Source organism: Chromohalobacter sp. HP20-39 (assembly GCF_033052815.1).
Lineage (GTDB): Bacteria > Pseudomonadota > Gammaproteobacteria > Pseudomonadales > Halomonadaceae > Chromohalobacter.
Genome location: NZ_JAWHTP010000003.1, coordinates 316,378 through 335,751, shown reverse-complemented (window position 1 = coordinate 335,751; position 19,374 = coordinate 316,378). Strand labels below are relative to the sequence as shown.

The window sequence follows — 19,374 nt, the reverse complement described above, 5'->3', positions numbered from 1 at the left end:
GTCGTTTTACCGAGTCATTCGGGGATGCCGCCTTGTGTCAGTTGCGTGGGATCGAGCAGTCGCTCGAGTTCCTCGCGGGACAACTCGGTTTCCTCTTCGGCCACATCGATGATCGGCCGGCCTGCTTGATAGGCCTTCTTGGCAACCTGCGCTGCCGCGTTGTAACCGATAACCGAGTTGAGCGCAGTCACCAGGATGGGATTGCGCGACAACGGCGCCTCGATATTGTCGCGACGCACGTTGAAGGTGGCGATGGCACGATCGGCCAGTAGCGTACTGGCGTTGGACATCAGGCGAATCGAGGTCAACAGATTCGAGGCAATCAGCGGCAACATGACATTGAGCTGGAAGTTGCCGCTCTGCCCCGCCACCGTGATCGCGCTATCCAGCCCGATGACCTGCGCTGCGGTCTGCGCCGCCGCCTCGGGAATCACCGGATTGACCTTGCCCGGCATGATCGAGCTGCCTGGCTGCAAGGCTTCGAGCTCGATCTCGCCCAGCCCGGCCAAGGGCCCTGAGTTCATCCAGCGCAGATCATTGCTGATTTTCATCACCGCGCAGGCATAGGTACGTAGCTGCCCGGACAGCTCGACGGCGGCATCCTGCGAGCCAAGGCTGGCGAAGAAGCTATCGTTGGGGCGCAGGTTGAGTCCCGTCTGCTCGCCGAGCGCCTTGGCGACCCGCTCGGCGAACTCGGGATGGGCGTTGATCCCCGTACCCACCGCCGTGCCGCCAAGCGCCAGGCGTGTCAGCCGCTGCTGGGTGCTTTCCAGGCGTTCTATGGCCTGAGCGACCTGGCTGGACCAACCACCAAGCTCCTGACTCATGCGCACCGGCATGGCATCCATCAGGTGGGTACGCCCGGTCTTGACGACATCGTCCACCTCGTGCGCCTTGGCGTCGATAACCGACTGCAGATGACGCAAGGCGGGAAGCAGCGTTTTCTCGACCTCCAGCGCCGCCGACAGATGCAAAGCGGTGGGGATCACGTCATTGCTCGACTGCCCCATGTTGACATGGTCATTGGGGCCGACATCGGCGCCGCTCTCGCCGGCGAGATGAGCGATCACCTCGTTGACGTTCATGTTGGTCGATGTGCCCGACCCCGTCTGGAAGACATCGATCGGAAACTGATCACCATGCTCGCCATCGACGAGACGCTGGGCCGCATTGATGATCGCCTTTGCGCGCTGGGCGTCGAGCAAACCAAGGTCACGATTGACGTGCGCCGCCGCCAGCTTGACCCGTGCCACGGCCTGAATGAATGCAGGAGGCATGGGCTGCCCACTGACGGGAAAGTTGTTGATGGCACGCTGGGTCTGGGCACCATAAAGAGCATCGGCGGGAACCTCGAGCTCCCCCATGCTGTCGCGTTCAATGCGTGTCTCGCTCATCACACTCTCCTGATCGGTTGAGACCACCGTGCACGCGCCCCATCATGGCGATGTCCGTCGCTATCGACGATCATGACGGTCGCCCATCCGGCGCACACGAGCCCGGCGACTATCAATTTGAAATTGTGCTGCCGTTGGCGCCTTTCAAGGCATCGTCACTATCTCTCGGGAGAATCCATCATGTGGCATCGCTCCACGCTCACCCTGCCTCCACGCCGCCAAGGCTTTCATCTCATCACCGACGACATCATCGACCAGCTTCCGATGCTCGCCTCCGTACGTCTCGGACTCTTGCACCTACAATTACTGCATACATCCGCGTCGCTCACTCTCAATGAAAACGCCGATCCTGACGTGCGCCACGACATGGCCCTGTATGCCGAACGGCTCGCCCCTCAAGGCATCGACGGCATGCGCCACACGCTGGAAGGGCCCGACGACATGCCGGCACACGTCCTGGCCAGCCTCTTCGGTACGCAACTGACGCTGGCCGTCGAGTCGGGACGACTCGCCACCGGCACCTGGCAAGGCATATGGCTAGGAGAACATCGCCAACACGGGGGACCGCGCCGCATTCTCGCCACCCTCAACGGCGACGACGCATGACGCGACTTTTTACCAGCCCAGCGCCTGCTTGACGAAAGGAATGGTCAGCTTGCGCTGAGCGGAAAGCGAGGCGTGATCGAGACGTGCCAGGGCATCGAATAGCGCGGAAAGCTGTCTCGGACCTCGATGCAGAATATAGCGCGCGACTTCATCGGGGAGCTGCATGCCGCGCACCCGTGCACGCAACTGCAAGGCCTCGAAGCGTCCGCTGTCGTCCAGCGACTGAACATGGAAGGTCACGCCCCAGCTCAAGCGCGAGGCGAGATCCGGCAGAACGGTAGGCAACTGGCGCGGCGCGGCCTCAGCGGCGATCACCAGGCGCTTGTTGGCATCGCGCATGCGATTGAAGAAATGAAACAGGCCTTCTTCCCAGCGCTTGCGACCCAGTACCGCAGAAAGATCATCGATCGCCACCAGGTCGAGACGCTCGAGATCCTCGAGCATATGCGGCGGGAAATGGCCTAGATCACGCAAAGGAAGATACAAGGCGCGATCGCCCCGATCGCCGGCCTCGTGGCACGCCGCCTGGAGTAGATGGCTGCGACCGCTGCCTGGGGCGCCCCACAGAAACAGAAACGGCTCGCCATTCACGTCGAGCTGACCACGCAAGCGCTCGAGCAACGGCGCATTGCCTGACGCATGGAAGTTGGCGAACGTTGCATCGTCACTCAGCCCCACCCCCAATGGCAGCTGCGCGGACCCAGTCATGACCTTTCCTCATCGCCTTCGTGCGAGGCGCCAGCGTGGCGGGTATCGTATAAGCGACTGCTTTTATAGCGCTCATGAAGGTAGCGTAATACTACCATGATGACCGCTGCGACCGGCAACGCCAGCAGAATACCGATGAAGCCGAACAATTGGCCACCGGCCAAGACTGCGAAAATGACCGCGATGGGATGCAGACCGATCTTGTCGCCGAGCAATACCGGTTGCAGCACGGTGCTTTCGACCAATTGCCCGATACCGAAGACCACAGCCACGCCGAGTAACGGCAGCCATTCACCGAACTGAAAGAACGCCACCAACGCCGCTACGCTGATGCCGACGATCACGCCCAGGTAGGGCACGATACTGGCCAGCCCCGCCACCAAACCGATCAAAAGGCCAAACCGCAAGCCCAGCAGACTCAGCCCCGTCGCGTAGATCACCGCCAGGCTGAGCATCACCAGCAACTGCCCGCGCAGAAAGGCCGACAGTACCTCGTCACACTCAATGCTCAAGCGTGTGATCGTTGGCTCGATATGACGTGGCAAAAGATCGCGCACTCGCCCTTTCAATCGATCCCAATCGAGCAAAAAATAGAATGTCGTGACGGGAATCAGTGCCAAGTTGCCTATCCATATCACGATCGCCATGCCCGACTTGGACGCTTGTGCCAGGACGGCCGCCGCCACGGTGCCAGTTTCCCGCCAATTGTCCATCAAGGTACTACGCAACTGATCGAAGTCGGCACTGAGATCGACGCCGGTCAAGGCCTGAAACTCCGGCAGCACCGTGGTCTGTACCCAATTGAAGATGGCCGGGAAGGATTCGACCAACTGCGCTAACTGTCGCCCGAGCAAAGGAATCAAGATCAGAAACGCCAGCACCATACTCAATGCCAGAACGAGAAACACGACGCTCACCGAGAGCCGACGCGACAAACCGCGCGCCTCCAGCCAGTCGGTCACCGGGTCGCCTAGATAGGCCAATATCATGCCGACGAAAAACGGCATCAAGATGGGCTCCAGCAAGACGAGCAACCAGATCAGTCCCGCCGCGCCCAGAAGGCTCCACCCTTGTATACGTGTCATTGCGATGCGTATCTCCCGGCTCTTTAGGTTTCGATTCTACACGTCTGCGCGGGCGATGCGCCTCCCGCAGGGCAATGCTACAATGCGGCTTCCCTTATTCCGCCCTGGCCTCGGGCGCCAGGCGGCGCCATCGGCTTCGCCCGATCCCCCGCGATCGGCTCACTGTTGACAGGAATGCCCATGACTCGCAGTTCGGACACGCCCTCTTCTTCCCACGCATCACTGAGCTACAAGGATGCTGGCGTGGACATCGACGCCGGCAACGCGCTCGTCGAACGCATCAAGGGAGTCGCCAAGCGTACCTCCCGTCCCGAAGTGATGGGCGGCCTGGGCGGCTTTGGCGCATTGTGCCAATTACCCAGCGGTTACCACGAGCCAGTTCTAGTGTCCGGCACCGACGGCGTAGGCACCAAGCTTCGTCTGGCCATGGACCTTGAACGTCATGACACCATCGGCATCGACCTGGTCGCCATGTGCGTCAACGACCTGGTCGTCGCCGGCGCCGAACCGTTGTTCTTCCTCGACTACTACGCCACTGGCAAACTGGATATCGACATCGCCGCCGATGTCGTTACCGGCATCGGTGAAGGCTGCACCCAGGCCGGGTGCGCGCTGATCGGCGGCGAGACCGCCGAAATGCCCGGCATGTATTCGGGCAGCGATTACGACTTGGCAGGCTTCTGTGTCGGCGTGGTCGAGAAATCCGAGATCCTCGATGGCAGCCACGTCGCCGAGGGAGATGTGCTGCTCGGGCTAGCATCGTCCGGCCCCCATTCCAATGGCTACTCGCTGATCCGCAAGATTCTAGAGAGGGGGCAGGCCGATCTCAAACAAGACATCGATGGCGTTCCCCTGCGCGACGCCTTGCTGGCGCCGACACGTATTTACGTCAAACCGCTGCTGACGTTGATCAAGGACAGCGACGTGGCCGTGCACGCCCTCTCGCACATCACCGGCGGCGGTCTACTCGAGAACGTGCCACGCGTACTGCCCGACACACTCACCGCGCGTATCGACGCCGCAAGCTGGAGGCGCCCCGCAGTCTTCGACTGGCTGCAACGTGAAGGCAACGTCGACGAGCACGAGATGCATCGCGTACTCAATTGCGGCATTGGCATGGTCGTGGTCGTGCCTGCGGAGCAGGCCGCACAGGCCCAGGCCACGCTCGAGGCCGCCGGCGAAACGGTGCATCGCCTCGGCGACATCGTCGCCCGCCAGAATGAGGAAGAACAAGTTCGTCTGGAGAACGTCCGCTAATGAATGCTACGACTCAAGCCGACACCCCCGACGGCAACGACTTCGAAGCGGAACCCGCCGAGAAGCGTCGTGTGGTGGTGCTGATCTCCGGCAACGGCAGCAACCTGCAGGCGCTACTCGACGCACAGCAGCACGACGAGTTGGGCGGCGAGATCGTTGCCGTGATATCCAACCAGGGCGATGCCTACGGCCTGATCCGTGCCAAGGAGGCCGGTGTCGACTCCGTCGTGCTACCGCATCGCGAGTACGACGATCGCGAAGCTTACGACCGCGCATTGATCAAGGTCATCGACCGCCACACGCCGGACCTGATCGTGCTCGCGGGGTTCATGCGCATTCTTACCCCAACATTCGTGCATCGCTATGCCGGCCGCATGCTTAATATCCATCCTTCGCTGCTGCCGGATTATCCAGGGCTGGACACGCATACCCGCGCCCTGGCCGACGGCGTGTCGGAGCATGGCGCCAGCGTGCACTTCGTCACCGAGGAACTCGATGGCGGGCCGGTGGCCTTGCAGGCCGCGCTCAGAGTCGACCCAGATTCCACCGCCGAGCAGATAATCGCGAAAGTCCACGCCCGCGAGCATCTGATCTACCCCATCGCCGTGCGCTGGTTTCTCGAAGGCCGCTTGAGTCTGGGCGCGGAAGGCGCTCTGTTCGACGGCATGCCGCTACCACCCACCGGGTTGCGGATGTCGCATGAAGACGCCGCGGAAGAACTCGACGAAGATCTGGACGACTGATCGCCGACAGGCGAATGCACGTAAACGGGGCGCCTCGCGGCGCCCCGTTTTCTATGCGCGGCTAATAACAACTGACGTCAGCTAGGTTCGCGGTAGCGTAACGCCCCGCTGCCCCATGTACTTGCCGCCCCGGTCTTTGTAGGAAACGTCACAGACCTCGTCGGATTCCAGGAACAGCATCTGCGCCACGCCTTCATTGGCGTAGATCCGCGCGGGCAGGTTGGTGGTGTTGGAAAACTCGAGCGTGACGTGGCCTTCCCACTCGGGCTCCAACGGCGTGACATTGACGATGATGCCGCAACGCGCGTACGTCGACTTACCCAGGCAGATAGTCAACACGCTACGCGGAATCCGGAAATATTCCACCGTGCGCGCCAAGGCAAAGGAGTTGGGCGGAATCACGCAGACATCACCCTTGACGTCGACGAAGCTCTTCTCATCGAATCCCTTGGGGTCGACAACGGCCGAGTGAATATTGGTGAACACCTTGAATTCATCGGCACAGCGCACGTCATAGCCGTAGCTGGAGGTTCCATAAGAAATAACCCGCTGCTCGTTCACGTAACGAACCTGGTCCGCTTCGAACGGCTCGATCATGCCCTGGCCCTCGGCCATGCGCCGAATCCATTTGTCGGATTTGATGCTCATTGAAGTTTCCTGCTCAGTGCGCTGTCGCGATGAAATCGGGTCGTCTCCGCGAACACTCGGTCCGTGAAAACCCGGTCCGTGAAAATTTGGTCTATGAAACAAAGGGGCCGTTATGATAACGGCCCCATCGCGTCACGCAAACGTTATGTGGTGAACGTCACTCGCCGAAACTGATGGTCGGCGATTCGTCGGATTGCGCGTCGATCCCCTCGGCCACGGCACGCGCCACCTGGCGGAATGTCTGCGCGACGTTGCCTTCCGGGTCAGCGATTACACTGGGCTTGCCGCCGTCGGCCTGCTCGCGAATCATGCCGTCGAGGGGCAGTTGACCCAATAGCCGCGTCTGGTACTGCTCCGCGATGCGCTCACCACCACCACTACCGAAGATCGGTTCCTGGTGGCCACACTGCGAACAGACATGCTGGCTCATGTTCTCGACGACTCCCAGAACCGGCACGTTGACCTTGCGAAACATCTCGATACCTTTCTTGGCATCGAGCAGCGCGATGTCCTGAGGCGTTGTCACGATCACCGCACCGCTCACCGGCACTTTCTGCGCCAGCGTCAACTGCACGTCGCCAGTGCCCGGTGGCATGTCGACGAACAGGTAATCGAGATCCTTCCAGGCGGTCTGGTTGAGAAGCTGCTGGAAGGCCCCGGCCACCATCGGGCCACGCCAGACCATGGGCTCATTGGCATCCACCATGAACGCCATGGACATGGCCTGCAGACCATGAGCCTCCAGCGGTTTGAAGGCATTTTCGCCCGCCGGCTGCGGCCGCACGCCCGGGGCGATTCCCAGCATCTGCGCCTGACTTGGGCCGTAGATATCGGCATCGAGAAGTCCCACTCTATACCCCTCGGCGGCCATCGCCAGGGCCAGATTGACGGTCACGGTGGACTTGCCCACGCCCCCCTTGCCCGACGCCACGGCGACGATATGCTTCACGCCTTCGATCACAACAACTCTCCTTTCCACGATATGCTCATCTGCGGTGCGCCAGCCAGGCTGACAGCTCGATGCACCCAGTATAACGTCCCGCGATGGCACTTACCCAAGCGTTTCAGTCAACTTTTCGCCAAGCGCCTTCCGGGTACTCGACATACGCAGACTGACAATGCCCTCTCAGCTCTCAGGCATGGCCTTGAGCTTGGTGCGAATGAAATCGCTGTGACTGACATAAAGGAGATCGGCGAGACGCCGTATGCGATGCTCTTCCAGAATATCGAGTTCGCCGTCGGCAAAGGCCAGTTGCCACATCTGAGCCACCAGCGCCACGCGATCCTCGTAGTCGTACCGCTCGCGAATCAGGCTGACGAATTCATAGTGATCGACTGCCTGCTCGACCTCAGCCTCGGCGAGTGACATCAACTCATCGACGTCGTCCGGAGCGAGCGTAAGACGCGTGGTCAACAATTGCCGCAGCATGGCCCTTTCGCGTGAGTCATGTGCGTAATCGGCACGCATGATCTCGCACAACAGGGCTGCCACCGCCAATTCCAGCGTCACCTGTCGGCGCTCCGGTTGCGCGGGCTCCAGCATACGCTGAAAGAATTGCTGAATACCTTCGATACTCAAGGGATGCTCCTATGACAAAAGATGACATGCTCTGTGACACCTTCTGCATACAAGGGTTGCATCTGGAGACTCACTCGGCCGTGGCGTAATGCGCCTTGCGATTCATGAATCGCTCGACAAAAGCATCCATCACCGGCGGATCGTATTCGCGAAGCCCGCTAACCACCAGTTTCTTGGAACCATGGCCGATAGCCGCGTTGCCGTCGGTCATCTTGAATTGCAGCAAGGCATCGCCCCGCTTGCCGCAGACATCCAGCGTCGCCCCGGCAAAGGCCACGCCGGCCTCGGCGACATCCAGCCGCGACAACGAGAAGCCCATGCTGTCGTAGATCACCAGCGGCCGCTGGGGGTTGAACATGACCCCCTGCTCTTCCATCAGGGGTTTGAGATAATGTGGGAAGTTGCGCCCTGAAAAGGCCACGTAACGACGCGTGAAGGCCTCGATGACGCCAGCGTCGTGGGTGATATCGCCGCCACGCTCGACCTCGAGATACACCTTGCCGTTGTCGTCGGTCACCTGGACAGTGTCGTCGTCGTGTTGCACGAAGCACAGCGGTACGCTGTCACCGACCATGCCCTTGAAGTGGAATGTCATGCGTTGCGCCAGGCCAAAACGCGCCATCACCAGGGCGAACAGCAGATCACCCGGCACGCAGAAGCGGCGTGCATCCGTATCGTGAATGGGATTGTAATCGCCGGCGATACACTTGGCGAAACGGCTTGCCTGCTCGGCCGTAATGCATAGCCGATCATCGGTCACGGTATAAAAGTCGTCGAGAAACATGCGCTTATCCCTGCCCATCAAGAAGCGCCCACCACGGCGCGGATCACGAACGCCTAGATGGTATCAAATTCATTGGCGCTCAGGCGCGGCCCCCGTACACATTTCTCAACATAGCGCCACCAGACGATAACATCGAGTGCTCAATCGGCATCCAGGTCAAGGTAATGTCGAAAAATGCCGTCTTCGTGGAACGCTTGGCGTCGGGCAGATCCCCGATCAATGGCATTACACGGCCAGCCGGATTGCACGCCAGAAGGTTCTAGAAATAGCCCAGAAACCTACCCAGTCGTTCCTGTGTCTTGAGAATCGGCGGCGCGACTGGCCGCACAAGTGCCGGGTTGCTACCATGCGCGCCTTCCTAAGCACCTGACACCAGACATATGCGTTATCGCGTCAAGCTTTTCCCCGAGATCATCATCAAGTCCCGCCCCGTGCGCAAGCAGATGGTTCGTTGCCTGCGCACCAACCTGCGCAACATCCTGACGCCGCTGGTCCCCGATGTGCGGGTCGCCGACTGCTGGGATGCGCTGGAGGTGCGGGTCCGCCATGCTATCGACGACGCTACTCGCGAGCGCCTGGAAGCGACGCTATCGCGCGTGCCCGGCATCCACGAAGTGCTGGTAATCGACGTGCATACCTTCGCCTCCTTCGCCGATACCGCCGAGCGCCTGGTGGCGCTGTGGCGAGCGCCGCTGGCCGGCCGCCGGTTTCGCGTCAGTGCCAAGCGTCGCGGACAGCACGACTTCACCTCGGCGGACCTCGAACGTTACCTGGGCGGCGCGCTACTCGACGCCAGCCCGGACGCCAAGGTGGACCTCTCCCACCCCGAGGTGAACGTCACGCTCGAGTTGCAGGACCAGCATCTGCGCCTGGTGACCCGCCGTTTTCCCGGTCTGGGCGGTTATCCGCTCGGTACCCAGGGCCAGGCACTGGCACTCATTTCGGGCGGCTACGACTCGCCGGTGGCGGCTTGGCGCTTGATCCGGCGAGGGCTCAAGACGCATTACCTGTTCTTCAATCTCGGCGGACCGGAACACGAGCAGGCCGTGCGCGAGGTCGTGCATCGAGTGTGGCAGGGCTACAGCGCCTCACACCATGCCCACTTCATCAGTGTGCCCTTCGACGGCGTGCTCGATGAAATCCAGCGCCGCGTACCCGCCGGTCTGGCGGGCGTCGTGCTCAAGCGCATGATGCTGCGGGCTGCCAATCGCGTCGCGGCACGCGCGCGCATCTCGGCACTGGTCACCGGCGATGCCCTGGCGCAGGTATCCAGTCAGAGCCTGGTCAACCTGGGGCTGATCGACGCGGTCAGCGAGCGGCCCGTCCTGCGACCACTCATCGCCGACGACAAGCAAACCATCATCGAGGATGCGCGCCGCATCGGCACCGCTGCCCATGCCGAGCGCTTGCCGGAATACTGCGGCACGATCTCGCAGCGCCCCAATACACGCCCCAGACCAGAGCAGATCGACGCCGCCGAGGCCGACTTCGACATGGGCGTGCTCGAGGCAGCCCTCGAGGCCACCCGCCAAACGCGAGTGGACCGCCTTCTCGACACGCCCGCACCACGCACGCTCGAGGTGCCCGTGATCGAGAGTGCCGAGGCGCTGCGCAAGGCCGATGACGTCACGGTAATCGACATTCGCCACCCCGATGAACGCGATGCAGCGCCGTTGAGACTGCCACAGGGCGAGGCGCTGGCGATTCCGTTCTTCGAGCTCGGCGAACGCGCCGCGCAATTGCCGTCGCATCGGCGCTACGCGCTCTATTGCGATCAGGGCATCATGAGCAAGATGCAGGCGCTGCGGCTCGCCGACCAAGGGCTCAAGAACTTCATCGTCTATCGCGGCAACCGCCACGCCGAGCGCTAAACCATCATTCGCCATCAAGCAAGGTCGCCATGCACTCACCCGTTCTCGCCATTCGTCGCACGCCGCTGGTCGCCGTGTACGGCACGCTCAAGCGGGGCCTGCGCAATCACCATTGGCTCGCAGGCGCCGAGTACATCGGCGCGGATACGCTCGATGATGTCACTCTCTACGACTTGGGGCATTGCCCCGGCGCCAAGGCGGAACCCTCCCACGGCATCGACGTGGAGCTCTACCGGGTCGATGCGCGGGGCCTACGCGATCTCGACCGGCTCGAGGATTACCGCGTGCGCGCACCTCGAAGCGGCACCTACGACCGCATCATTCATCGCACTGCCTTCGGTCCGGCCTGGCTTTATCTCTACAATCTCGATATCACGGGGTGTCCGGCCATTCGCGCCGGCGGCTGGTCAGGTACGCCCTGAGCGTTACTCTTACCGATGCGTCACCAGCGCGTCGGCCGCGTCTTCCGCATCACGGATGCAGCCAAGCGCCAAGCGGGCTACAATCGCCTTTTCGTCGATGTCGTTCGCGACGCCTTATTTCGTTTCCGATTTCAGTCACTAGAGCCGCCATGCCGACTATCGCCAACGCCCAGCGCAAGATCCTGGTCACCAGTGCCCTGCCCTATGCCAACGGCTCGATTCATCTGGGCCATCTGCTCGAATACATCCAGACCGATATCTGGGTGCGCTTCCAGAAGAGCCGTGGCCACGAATGCCATTACGTGTGTGCCGACGACGCCCATGGCACCGCCATCATGTTGCGTGCAGAGCAGGAAGGCATTACATCGGAGCAGTTGATCAGCAACGTCAGCGCCGAGCATCAGGCCGATTTCGCCCGCTTCGGCGTGGCGTTCGACAACTATCATTCGACGCACTCGGAAGAGAATCGCCAGCACAGCGAGCGTATCTATACGGCGCTGCGCGACGCCGGGCATATCTCGACACGCGACATCGAGCAGATGTTTGATCCGGTCAAGGGGTTGTTCCTCGCCGACCGTTTCATCAAGGGCACCTGCCCCAAGTGCCATAGCGACGACCAATACGGCGACAACTGCGAAGCGTGCGGTGCAACCTACACGCCAGCCGAACTGATCGATCCGGTCTCGGCGATCAGCGGCGCCACGCCGGAAGTTCGCACCTCCACTCACTATTTCTTCAAGCTGCCCGACTTCGCCGACTTCATGCAGGGCTGGATCGATGGCGGCCATGTCCAACCGCAGATCCGCAACAAGCTCTTGGAATGGTTCGAGTCAGGCTTCAACGAGTGGGATATCTCCCGCGACGCGCCCTACTTCGGCTTCGAGATTCCTGATGCGCCGGGCAAGTACTTCTATGTCTGGCTGGATGCGCCGATCGGTTATCTGGCCAGCTTCCAGAACCTCTGCGAGCGCGAAGGCATCGACTTCGACAGCTACTGGAAGAAGGATTCCGAGGCCGAGGTCTATCATTTCATCGGCAAGGACATCGTCTACTTTCACGCCCTGTTCTGGCCGGCAATGCTGGAAGGCGCAGGGCTGCGCACGCCGACCGGCGTCAATTGCCACGGCTTCGTCACCGTCAACGGCGCCAAGATGTCCAAGTCGCGAGGGACCTTCATCAAGGCGCAGACCTATGCCGAGTATCTCAACCCGGAATATCTGCGTTACTACTTCGCCGCCAAGCTCACCGCCGGGGTCGACGATCTCGATCTCAACCTCGAGGACTTCGCCTCGCGCGTGAACTCGGACCTGGTCGGCAAGGTGGTCAACATCGCCAGCCGCTGCGCGGGCTTCGTGAAGAAGCTCAATGGCAATCAGCTCGCAGCACGCTGTACCGAGCCCGCACTGGTGGCCCGCTTCGTCGAGGCCGGCGAGGCCATCGCCGCCGATTACGAAGCGCGCGAATTCGGCCGCGCCATGCGCAAGATCATGGAGCTCGCCGACGAGGCCAACGCCTATATCGCCGACAAAGCGCCCTGGGTGCTGTCCAAGGAAGAGGGCCGCGAGCAGGAAGTACTCGATATCTGCTCGGTGGGCATCAATCTATTCCGTGTATTGATGGTCTACCTGCAGCCCGTGGTACCGGCCATGGCCGAGCAGGCGCGCGTCTTTCTGCAGGTCGATTCTCTCGCCTGGGAAAGCCGCCACGACGTGCTCGAAGACCACGCCATCACCAAGTTCAAGCCGCTGATGACGCGCGTCGACACCGACAAGATCGCGCAGATGACCGAGGCCTCCAAGGAAGTCCTCGCCGAGGAGCAAAAGCTCAAGGAACGCGCCACGGGTCCGCTGGCCGATAATCCCATCGCCGACGAAATCGGCTTCGACGACTTCGCCAAGCTTGATATGCGCATCGTGCGTATCGCCAAGGCCGAGTACGTCGAAGGGGCCAAGAAACTGCTCAAATTGACGCTCGACCTAGGCGGCGAAACGCGGACGGTCTTCTCGGGTATTCGCGCCGTCTACGCCCCCGAAGCACTGGAGGGTCGTCTGACCGTCATGGTCGCCAACCTGGCGCCGCGCAAGATGCGTTTCGGCGTCTCGGAAGGCATGGTGCTGGCCGCCGGCGACAAGGAAGGCGGTATCTACCTGCTATCGCCGGATAACGGCGCGGAACCCGGACAACGCGTCACCTGAGGAGGCAAGACGTTTGTCGACGCCTCAAGCCCAAGCTCCCGCGCAGATGATACGCATCTCCGTCGGGGCCTTATTCGGGCACGGTGGCGACAGGTGCTGACAGTAACCGGCGTTAGGAGATGCGCCGGAATTGCGAATCCTGGTCAGCCACCCATACGTCGAGCAGCAACAAGTCGCACTGCTCGGCGATGGTGCTGGGCACCTGGCAACGGTCAAGTAATGTCCGTAGGGCCTCCGCAAGAGATGATGACCAACGCCACCCTGAAACCCATCTATGACCTGCCCATGCAGGTGATGCCGTATCCCAATAGTGGGCATCGCATCGCCGTGGCGCACTAAGCCTTATTGGACTTGGCAGCCCCAGCGCCCCATGCCTCAGCAAGGCATGCAAGCGGGCGCTGGTCGGCCAATAGAAATACTGCAAAACCATCCTAAGTGATAACGATTGACGTTACACTTGATGCCCTTCCACAAGGAGGTCATTGCCATGGCTCAGCAGCGCTACCGACTTTTTGATATCACCCTCGCTCGGCGTACCCAAGTCAGCGCGTCGCTCGTTAGGTTTACCTTTACCGGCCCCGACGTCGGCCACATGGAAACCTATGCCCCGGACCAGCGCATCAAGCTGTTTTTCCCTAAAGACAGTGCCACGCTCGCCCCCCTATTCGAGATCGCCAAATTGGCAGAGCATGACTGGTATGGTGCCTATTCTTCGCTGCCGGACGCCCAGCGTCCCTATGCGCGCACCTATACCATCCGCGCTCTTCGCCCTGAGCACTCAGAAGTGGATATAGAATTCGTGCTTCACGGCGACAATGGCCCCGCCTCGCGCTGGGCAATGCGTGCCCGCCCCGGGGACCGGCTAGCCATGACGGCCCCGGCTGCCAATACGGAAGGCCCCCAAGTGGGTTATGAGTGGAAACCGCCCCAGGGTGTAAGACGCATACTCATCCTTGCCGACGAAACCGCCCTCCCCGCAGCGGCAGGCATTTTGGAAACTCTCGACGCCCTGCCTCTTAAACCCAAGGTCGAGGCGTTGCTCGAGGTTCCGCGCAGCGATGACAAGCAAGCATTGCCCCCCGCCGCCAAGCAGCACTGGCTGGCGCGTGATGTAGAGCCCAGTTGCCAACACGGAGAACTGCTGCAGAGGGCGCTGCGCGATATCGATTTGCAGCAGGAGATTATCGCGCTCGGCGGCAATCCCCGGGCCGCTACCCACCAGGACAGCAAGGACGAACGCAGCGAGGATGAAGAGGCGCCGCTATGGGAGCCCGCCACCCTGGACGACAGCGCACCCTTCTACGCCTGGATCGCCGCTGAAACCAAGGTCGCCATGCAACTGCGTCGTTATTTGGTCAACGAGTGCGGGCTACCCAAACAGTACGTTACCAGCATGGGCTACTGGCGCCTGGGTAAGATTAATGGCTAGTGTCACAGCAAACGACGGGGAATTTAAAACATCCTTTCCTCACTCACCTCGGCAGCCAGGCATGGTTGACACCATGTACGTTCGGGCGGCGATCACGCATTCGCGTTGGGGTAGCGATCATGAAGGTTTATAATGGCGGATTCTTCGACCCCGGAGTCATCGTTTGTCCCGTTCATTCGGAAATCATCGGGTAGCCGAGATCAGCATCGAACGTATCGACGCCGAATTGCCGCAGACGCAATGCGGCAAGTGCGGGCATCCCGGTTGCCGCCCCTATGCCGAAGGCATCGCGGCGGGTGAAGCGATCAACAAATGCCCGCCCGGCGGCGAGGCGACCATGGCGCGGCTGGCCGAGTTGACAGGCCAAGCGCGCCAGCCCCTCGCGGAACCGGCGCAATCGCCGAAAGTGGCGTACATTCGCGAGGCAGAGTGCATCGGCTGTACCAAGTGCATCCAGGCTTGCCCGGTAGACGCCATCCTGGGTGCCGCCAAGCAGATGCATACGGTGATCGAATCCGAATGTACCGGCTGCGAACTGTGTGTCGCGCCCTGCCCCGTGGACTGTATCGACATTCTGCCGCACCCCGAATGGCTTGCGGCCAGTACCCAGGCCCAGCAAGACGCCTACCTGACCAAGCGTGCCACACTGGGACGCCAACGCTACGAGGCACGTCAGCAGCGTCTCGCTCGCCAAGCCGAGGAGAAACGCCGCAAGCGCGAACGTCGCCAGGCCGCCGTAGCGTCAATGTCCAAGCGCGAGGCAGCCCCCGCTCAGGCGACGCAACAGGACGACACCGCCAGCGTGGATACCACGGCCCTCAAGGCGACGCGGGCAACCTTGGTCGCCGGACTCAAGCGCGTGGAACGTCAACGCCAGCGCGGCGACCTGGACGCCGAGGCAAGCCGAGCGCTCGATGAACGCGCCGAGACACTCACCGCGCGCCTGACGGATATCGACCGGCAACTCGGCGACACACAGGCACCGCGCGCCGAGACCACTGCCACGCACCATCGACGCATGGCGGTCAAGGCCGCCGAGCAGGCATTGCGCAAGGCTCGCCAACAAGTCACGCATGCCCAGCGCCATGGCGATGCCACCAGCCTCGAGGCCGCGCATGGCCAGGTCGACGAAGCCCAGCGCATGCTCGACGCCGCACGCGCCGCGTTCGATTCTCCCTCATCGACTTGATTCGCCCATGAATGCTCAAAAACGCTACGAGATCTTTTCGCGCCTACGCGATAACAACCCGACGCCGACGACAGAGCTGCACTGGCAAACGCCTTTCGAGCTGCTGACGGCGGTGCTGCTCTCGGCCCAGGCTACGGATGTCGGCGTTAACAAGGCCACCGCGCGCCTGTTCCCCATCGCCAACACGCCGCAGGGCATCCTCGATCTGGGCCTTGATGGGCTCAAGGACAAGATCAAGACCATCGGGCTGTACAACAGCAAGGCCGACAACCTGATGAAAACCTGCCACCTGCTGCTCGAGCGTCACGGTGGCGAGGTCCCCGATACGCGAGAGGCGCTGGAAGCGCTGCCCGGTGTCGGCCGCAAGACTGCCAACGTGATCCTCAACACCGCCTTCGGCCAGCCGACCATGGCGGTGGACACGCATATCTTCCGCGTCGCCAATCGCACGCGGATCGCGCCGGGCAAGAACGTTCTGGAGGTGGAACAGAAGTTGATGCGCCACGTGCCCAAGGACTTTCTGCACGACGCGCATCATTGGCTGATTCTGCACGGGCGCTACACCTGCGTGGCCCGCAAGCCGCGCTGCGGAAGCTGCGTGATCGAGGACCTGTGCGAGTACAAGGAAAAGACCGAGATCGAATGAACGTAGCGTGATGCGTGCCTCATCACGTCCCCATAAGCGCTTCGTGATACGCCTCGCGCCACGCAGGCCATTGCCAGGCTCGCGCGTCCGGCAGCGCCGGGCGCGATGCCGGATCGGTCAGCCATTGCGCCAGCGTGGCCTCGAGCGTCGCCTGATCGCCCGCGTAGCGATACGCCGAGGCGTAATACTCGGGAAAGCACAGGCGATCCGGCACCAGCGGCACACATCCCTGCATCACCGCCTCCATGACCGCCAACCCCTGAAATTCATGGTCGGTCGTGGATACCACGATATCGGCGCTGTCGAGCATCTGTCGGTAGACATCGCCGGGTTGCTCGCCCCAGCACACGACACGCTCGCCCAGCCACGCACGCGACGCCTCGAAGACCGGCGGCTGATCGCGGAACTGCTGGCCCAACACTGCCACCTCGAAGTCGATACCGCGCGTGGCCAACGTTTCCAGTGCCGTGAAGAACGTCTCGGGCTTCTTGTCATATTCCCAACGATGATTCCACAGGATTCGCCGCCCCGAGCCAGCCAGCTTTGGCGTCTCCTCGGGCAAGGGCACGGGGAGCACCACGGCCTTATCGGCTATGCGTGACAGCACGGAGTCGAGCGGCAGACGCTCAGGCATGCGCTTGAGGAAGTCGCGCGCCCCGCCCAATAGGCTGTCGCGGTTGTAGGCACTGTTGAAGACCACGACATCCGCCGCCAAGGCCGCGTAGAGATTGACCATTAGCGGCTCGGCGCGAATGCGCTGGCCCTTGGGAAGCGGATAAGCGAATTGGTTTTCATGGAAATACACGACCTTGCGCGCACGCGCCAACGAGGGGCACAGCCCCACCAAGGTCGCCAGATCGACCATCGAGGTGGCGACGACCAGGTCATAGTCTTCGTGGAGACAGTCACTCTCCTGGCCCAACCACGTCAGCGGGTTGCCGCGGATACGCCAGGGAAAATGCCGTGGTGGCAGTTCCAGACACCGCCAGTCGATCTCGGGGAACTGCTGCTGCAGACCATCCGCCCAGTGGCGATGACTCACGGCCGCGTAGGCGGAAAGCAATAAAGCCTTCACGCGCGCCTCCTGAACAAAAAGGCGCCATCGTAACCAAGCCCGGCGGCCGACGAAAGCGAGCCGCCAGAAGTCGAGAGTAGCAACCGCCTAAGGCTCGACAACTCCGCGCTTGGCTTCGCCGTCACCCGTTTCTGTACTCATCTCATGTGATGGCAGCGAGGCATCCGAGGATGACATGGCCCCGCTGCCCTGGGTGCCGCGTCGATAGATGACCTTGCGCGTACCGCCATCGCAGCTTCCCACGACTTCGCCTCCGGCGAGGGGATCGTCCGCGCGAACACCATCCGGGCCGACACGCTCACTGGCAATAATGTCGAGTTCGAAGTCCTCGACACCATTGGCACGAATCTTGGCTTCGATCTCATCCTGCAAGATGTCGCAGGCCATCACGCCGGAGACACCATCGTCTCCACCGTCGCGCGAATCTCCTTGGCCTTGGGCGCTAGCGGTGATCGGCAACGCGATCAATCCCAGTGCCAGCCCTCTTCCCCACCAATGATTCATCATGATCGCCTCCTCTAGCGTGTTGCACTCAGGTTCAACTCGCCGGTCTGCGACACGGCGCGCTGGTAGTCCGGCCGCGCGCGTGCCCGCGTCAACCAGTCGACAATGGCAGGAAAATCCTTGATGCCACGCCGTGACTCGACCGCCAATACGGGGAAACTCATCTGAATATCTGCCGCCGTGAAGTCTGGGCCGGCAAACCATGCATGCTCGGTGAGCGTCGATTCCCAGAACGCTAGATGACGCTCGATCTCGGGATCGAGAAACTTGGCTTGCACCCCCTGACCGAGCTTACCCGCCACGGGGCGCAATAGCGCCGGTACCGGCGGTTTGCCCAAACGCGAAAAGATCAGATGCATCACCAGCGGCGGCATCGCGGAGCCTTCAGCATAATGCAGCCAATAACGATAATCGCGATGCTCGGGCGTTCCCACCGGCGGCGCCAAGCGGCCATCATCGTAACGCTCGATCAGGTAGTCGATGATCGCCCCGGACTCGGCCACGGTCAGCCCCTCGTCGACGATCAGCGGCGCCTTGCCCAGCGGATGGAGTCGCTTGAGACTCTCCGGCGCCAGCAATGTCTGGGGATCGCGGTGATGCGTCACGAGTTTATACTCTTGCTGCAAAGCTTCTAACAGCCAGACGATGCGTAGCGAGCGGGAGTTGTCGAGGTGATGCACGGTGATCATGCGCGGCTCCATCGGGTTGGTGAAAAGTTAGGCCCGCTTGATGCGGCAAGAGTTCAAGACCCACTTTGCACCAGGCGTCGTGGAAATAAAAAACGCCACTACTCCAGAGGCCGTCGCTCCAAAGATAGTGGCGTTGGCATTCACGTGCATGATAACGACAGATGGGGGCGCCTAGCTGGGCGCATCTATCCAAGGGCGCTCAGCGCTCCTCGAACATTTCTTCGCCAGTATCATCGATAAAGCGCTGGGCCTTGCGCAACGTCAGCTCGATACAATCCTCACGGCTAGACACGATATCCGAGCGCTCGAAGCGGTGTTCGAGTGTTTCACCGCCTGCGACGGGCTTGCGAATCCAGCCACTGACCCGATACTGACCACCAGCATCCTGCGGATCCGGCGTAATCAGGTAGCCTTCGTAATCGGTGGCCGGTATTTCCTCGTCATTGACATTGCCGCTGCGAAACAAGCCATCGATGAGTCGTTTCAGCATGAAGCCTCCTGCGCGCTGGCTATGCGTGTCACGCCGCCCGACCAGGAGGCGTTCGACGCG

Annotated in this window: 20 protein-coding genes; 9 read left to right on the top strand and 11 right to left on the bottom strand. The window is 61.6% G+C overall.

Going from position 1 to position 19,374, the window contains the following annotated elements; genetic code table 11:
• Positions 1 to 14 precede the first annotated feature (14 nt).
• Positions 15 to 1,394 (bottom strand): class II fumarate hydratase, encoded by a 1,380-nt coding sequence (locus RVY79_RS08205; protein WP_317463626.1) that lies wholly within the window; start codon positions 1,392 to 1,394, stop codon positions 15 to 17.
• Positions 1,395 to 1,574: 180 nt separating this feature from the next.
• Between RVY79_RS08205 and RVY79_RS08200 the strand changes: the two genes are divergently transcribed.
• The gene (locus RVY79_RS08200) at positions 1,575 to 2,000 is read left to right on the top strand and encodes a secondary thiamine-phosphate synthase enzyme YjbQ (protein WP_317463625.1); all 426 of its coding nucleotides are present in this window, start codon (positions 1,575 to 1,577) and stop codon (positions 1,998 to 2,000) included.
• Positions 2,001 to 2,009: 9 nt separating this feature from the next.
• Here RVY79_RS08200 and hda read toward each other — a convergent pair whose 3' ends face one another.
• Positions 2,010 to 2,708, bottom strand: coding sequence for a DnaA regulatory inactivator Hda (hda, locus tag RVY79_RS08195; protein ID WP_317463624.1), 699 nt, complete (start codon positions 2,706 to 2,708; stop codon positions 2,010 to 2,012).
• Complete coding sequence (locus RVY79_RS08190; RefSeq protein WP_317463622.1) at positions 2,705 to 3,793, bottom strand: AI-2E family transporter; 1,089 nt, start codon at positions 3,791 to 3,793, stop codon at positions 2,705 to 2,707. The genes hda and RVY79_RS08190 overlap by 4 nt, the downstream gene beginning before the upstream one ends.
• Positions 3,794 to 3,973: 180 nt before the next feature.
• Here RVY79_RS08190 and purM point away from each other — a divergent pair, with 180 nt between their 5' ends.
• Positions 3,974 to 5,050, top strand: a complete 1,077-nt coding sequence (gene purM / locus RVY79_RS08185) for a phosphoribosylformylglycinamidine cyclo-ligase (protein WP_317463621.1) — start codon at positions 3,974 to 3,976, stop codon at positions 5,048 to 5,050.
• Entirely contained in the window at positions 5,050 to 5,793 is a 744-nt protein-coding gene (gene purN, locus RVY79_RS08180; protein WP_317463620.1) for a phosphoribosylglycinamide formyltransferase, read from the top strand. The genes purM and purN overlap by 1 nt, the downstream gene beginning before the upstream one ends.
• A gap of 81 nt (positions 5,794 to 5,874) precedes the next feature.
• Here the strand turns inward: purN and dcd are convergent, their stop codons facing one another.
• The 4 genes from dcd to RVY79_RS08160 all read right to left on the bottom strand — a co-directional run bounded on the left by dcd (position 5,875) and on the right by RVY79_RS08160 (position 8,804).
• Entirely contained in the window at positions 5,875 to 6,441 is a 567-nt protein-coding gene (dcd, locus tag RVY79_RS08175) for a dCTP deaminase (RefSeq protein WP_040241625.1), read from the bottom strand.
• A 157-nt stretch (positions 6,442 to 6,598) separates the two neighbouring features.
• A complete protein-coding gene (gene apbC / locus RVY79_RS08170; RefSeq protein ID WP_317463907.1) occupies positions 6,599 to 7,399 on the bottom strand; it encodes an iron-sulfur cluster carrier protein ApbC in 801 nt (266 codons plus the stop codon).
• A 168-nt stretch (positions 7,400 to 7,567) separates the two neighbouring features.
• Entirely contained in the window at positions 7,568 to 7,984 is a 417-nt protein-coding gene (locus tag RVY79_RS08165; protein ID WP_317463906.1) for a TerB family tellurite resistance protein, read from the bottom strand.
• A gap of 106 nt (positions 7,985 to 8,090) precedes the next feature.
• Positions 8,091 to 8,804: a DUF3581 family protein gene (locus RVY79_RS08160; protein ID WP_317463619.1), complete on the bottom strand. Its 714-nt coding sequence runs from the start codon at positions 8,802 to 8,804 to the stop codon at positions 8,091 to 8,093.
• Positions 8,805 to 9,184: 380 nt separating this feature from the next.
• Between RVY79_RS08160 and thiI the strand changes: the two genes are divergently transcribed.
• The 6 genes from thiI to nth all read left to right on the top strand — a co-directional run bounded on the left by thiI (position 9,185) and on the right by nth (position 16,556).
• A complete protein-coding gene (gene thiI, locus RVY79_RS08155; RefSeq protein ID WP_317463618.1) occupies positions 9,185 to 10,675 on the top strand; it encodes a tRNA uracil 4-sulfurtransferase ThiI in 1,491 nt (496 codons plus the stop codon).
• A gap of 29 nt (positions 10,676 to 10,704) precedes the next feature.
• Positions 10,705 to 11,097: a gamma-glutamylcyclotransferase family protein gene (locus tag RVY79_RS08150; protein ID WP_317463617.1), complete on the top strand. Its 393-nt coding sequence runs from the start codon at positions 10,705 to 10,707 to the stop codon at positions 11,095 to 11,097.
• A gap of 149 nt (positions 11,098 to 11,246) precedes the next feature.
• Positions 11,247 to 13,292: a methionine--tRNA ligase gene (gene metG, locus RVY79_RS08145; protein ID WP_317463615.1), complete on the top strand. Its 2,046-nt coding sequence runs from the start codon at positions 11,247 to 11,249 to the stop codon at positions 13,290 to 13,292.
• A gap of 487 nt (positions 13,293 to 13,779) precedes the next feature.
• Entirely contained in the window at positions 13,780 to 14,721 is a 942-nt protein-coding gene (locus tag RVY79_RS08140) for a siderophore-interacting protein (protein WP_317463613.1), read from the top strand.
• Positions 14,722 to 14,884: 163 nt separating this feature from the next.
• Entirely contained in the window at positions 14,885 to 15,910 is a 1,026-nt protein-coding gene (gene rsxB / locus RVY79_RS08135) for an electron transport complex subunit RsxB (RefSeq protein WP_317463612.1), read from the top strand.
• 7 nt (positions 15,911 to 15,917) lie between these two features.
• Positions 15,918 to 16,556: an endonuclease III gene (nth, locus tag RVY79_RS08130; protein ID WP_317463611.1), complete on the top strand. Its 639-nt coding sequence runs from the start codon at positions 15,918 to 15,920 to the stop codon at positions 16,554 to 16,556.
• 22 nt (positions 16,557 to 16,578) lie between these two features.
• On the opposite strand, the gene RVY79_RS08125 is transcribed toward nth, so the two are convergent.
• The 4 genes from RVY79_RS08125 to RVY79_RS08110 form a co-directional block, all read right to left on the bottom strand.
• Positions 16,579 to 17,631, bottom strand: a complete 1,053-nt coding sequence (locus RVY79_RS08125; RefSeq protein ID WP_317463609.1) for a DUF3524 domain-containing protein — start codon at positions 17,629 to 17,631, stop codon at positions 16,579 to 16,581.
• An 87-nt stretch (positions 17,632 to 17,718) separates the two neighbouring features.
• Positions 17,719 to 18,138, bottom strand: coding sequence for a DUF1161 domain-containing protein (locus RVY79_RS08120; protein ID WP_317463608.1), 420 nt, complete (start codon positions 18,136 to 18,138; stop codon positions 17,719 to 17,721).
• Between the two features lie 11 nt (positions 18,139 to 18,149).
• Positions 18,150 to 18,824 carry a glutathione S-transferase gene (locus RVY79_RS08115; protein ID WP_317463607.1) on the bottom strand — a complete coding sequence of 225 codons (675 nt, stop codon included), beginning with the start codon at positions 18,822 to 18,824 and terminating at the stop codon, positions 18,150 to 18,152.
• Positions 18,825 to 19,023: 199 nt separating this feature from the next.
• Positions 19,024 to 19,314: an HlyU family transcriptional regulator gene (locus tag RVY79_RS08110; RefSeq protein ID WP_317463606.1), complete on the bottom strand. Its 291-nt coding sequence runs from the start codon at positions 19,312 to 19,314 to the stop codon at positions 19,024 to 19,026.
• Between the last annotated feature and the right edge of the window lie 60 nt (positions 19,315 to 19,374).

Bases quoted from the DNA above. Each gene is read 5' to 3' on its own strand.
- RVY79_RS08150 (WP_317463617.1), top strand. From the start codon at position 10,705: ATGCACTCACCCGTTCTCGCCATTCGTCGCACGCCGCTGGTCGCCGTG.
- RVY79_RS08190 (WP_317463622.1), bottom strand. From the start codon at position 3,793: ATGACACGTATACAAGGGTGGAGCCTTCTGGGCGCGGCGGGACTGATC.
- RVY79_RS08140 (WP_317463613.1), top strand. From the start codon at position 13,780: ATGGCTCAGCAGCGCTACCGACTTTTTGATATCACCCTCGCTCGGCGT.
- purN (WP_317463620.1), top strand. From the start codon at position 5,050: ATGAATGCTACGACTCAAGCCGACACCCCCGACGGCAACGACTTCGAA.
- thiI (WP_317463618.1), top strand. From the start codon at position 9,185: ATGCGTTATCGCGTCAAGCTTTTCCCCGAGATCATCATCAAGTCCCGC.
- RVY79_RS08120 (WP_317463608.1), bottom strand. From the start codon at position 18,138: ATGATGAATCATTGGTGGGGAAGAGGGCTGGCACTGGGATTGATCGCG.
- RVY79_RS08115 (WP_317463607.1), bottom strand. From the start codon at position 18,824: ATGATCACCGTGCATCACCTCGACAACTCCCGCTCGCTACGCATCGTC.
- metG (WP_317463615.1), top strand. From the start codon at position 11,247: ATGCCGACTATCGCCAACGCCCAGCGCAAGATCCTGGTCACCAGTGCC.
- dcd (WP_040241625.1), bottom strand. From the start codon at position 6,441: ATGAGCATCAAATCCGACAAATGGATTCGGCGCATGGCCGAGGGCCAG.
- hda (WP_317463624.1), bottom strand. From the start codon at position 2,708: ATGACTGGGTCCGCGCAGCTGCCATTGGGGGTGGGGCTGAGTGACGAT.
- purM (WP_317463621.1), top strand. From the start codon at position 3,974: ATGACTCGCAGTTCGGACACGCCCTCTTCTTCCCACGCATCACTGAGC.
- RVY79_RS08165 (WP_317463906.1), bottom strand. From the start codon at position 7,984: ATGCTGGAGCCCGCGCAACCGGAGCGCCGACAGGTGACGCTGGAATTG.
- RVY79_RS08200 (WP_317463625.1), top strand. From the start codon at position 1,575: ATGTGGCATCGCTCCACGCTCACCCTGCCTCCACGCCGCCAAGGCTTT.
- nth (WP_317463611.1), top strand. From the start codon at position 15,918: ATGAATGCTCAAAAACGCTACGAGATCTTTTCGCGCCTACGCGATAAC.
- RVY79_RS08205 (WP_317463626.1), bottom strand. From the start codon at position 1,394: ATGAGCGAGACACGCATTGAACGCGACAGCATGGGGGAGCTCGAGGTT.
- RVY79_RS08160 (WP_317463619.1), bottom strand. From the start codon at position 8,804: ATGTTTCTCGACGACTTTTATACCGTGACCGATGATCGGCTATGCATT.
- RVY79_RS08110 (WP_317463606.1), bottom strand. From the start codon at position 19,314: ATGCTGAAACGACTCATCGATGGCTTGTTTCGCAGCGGCAATGTCAAT.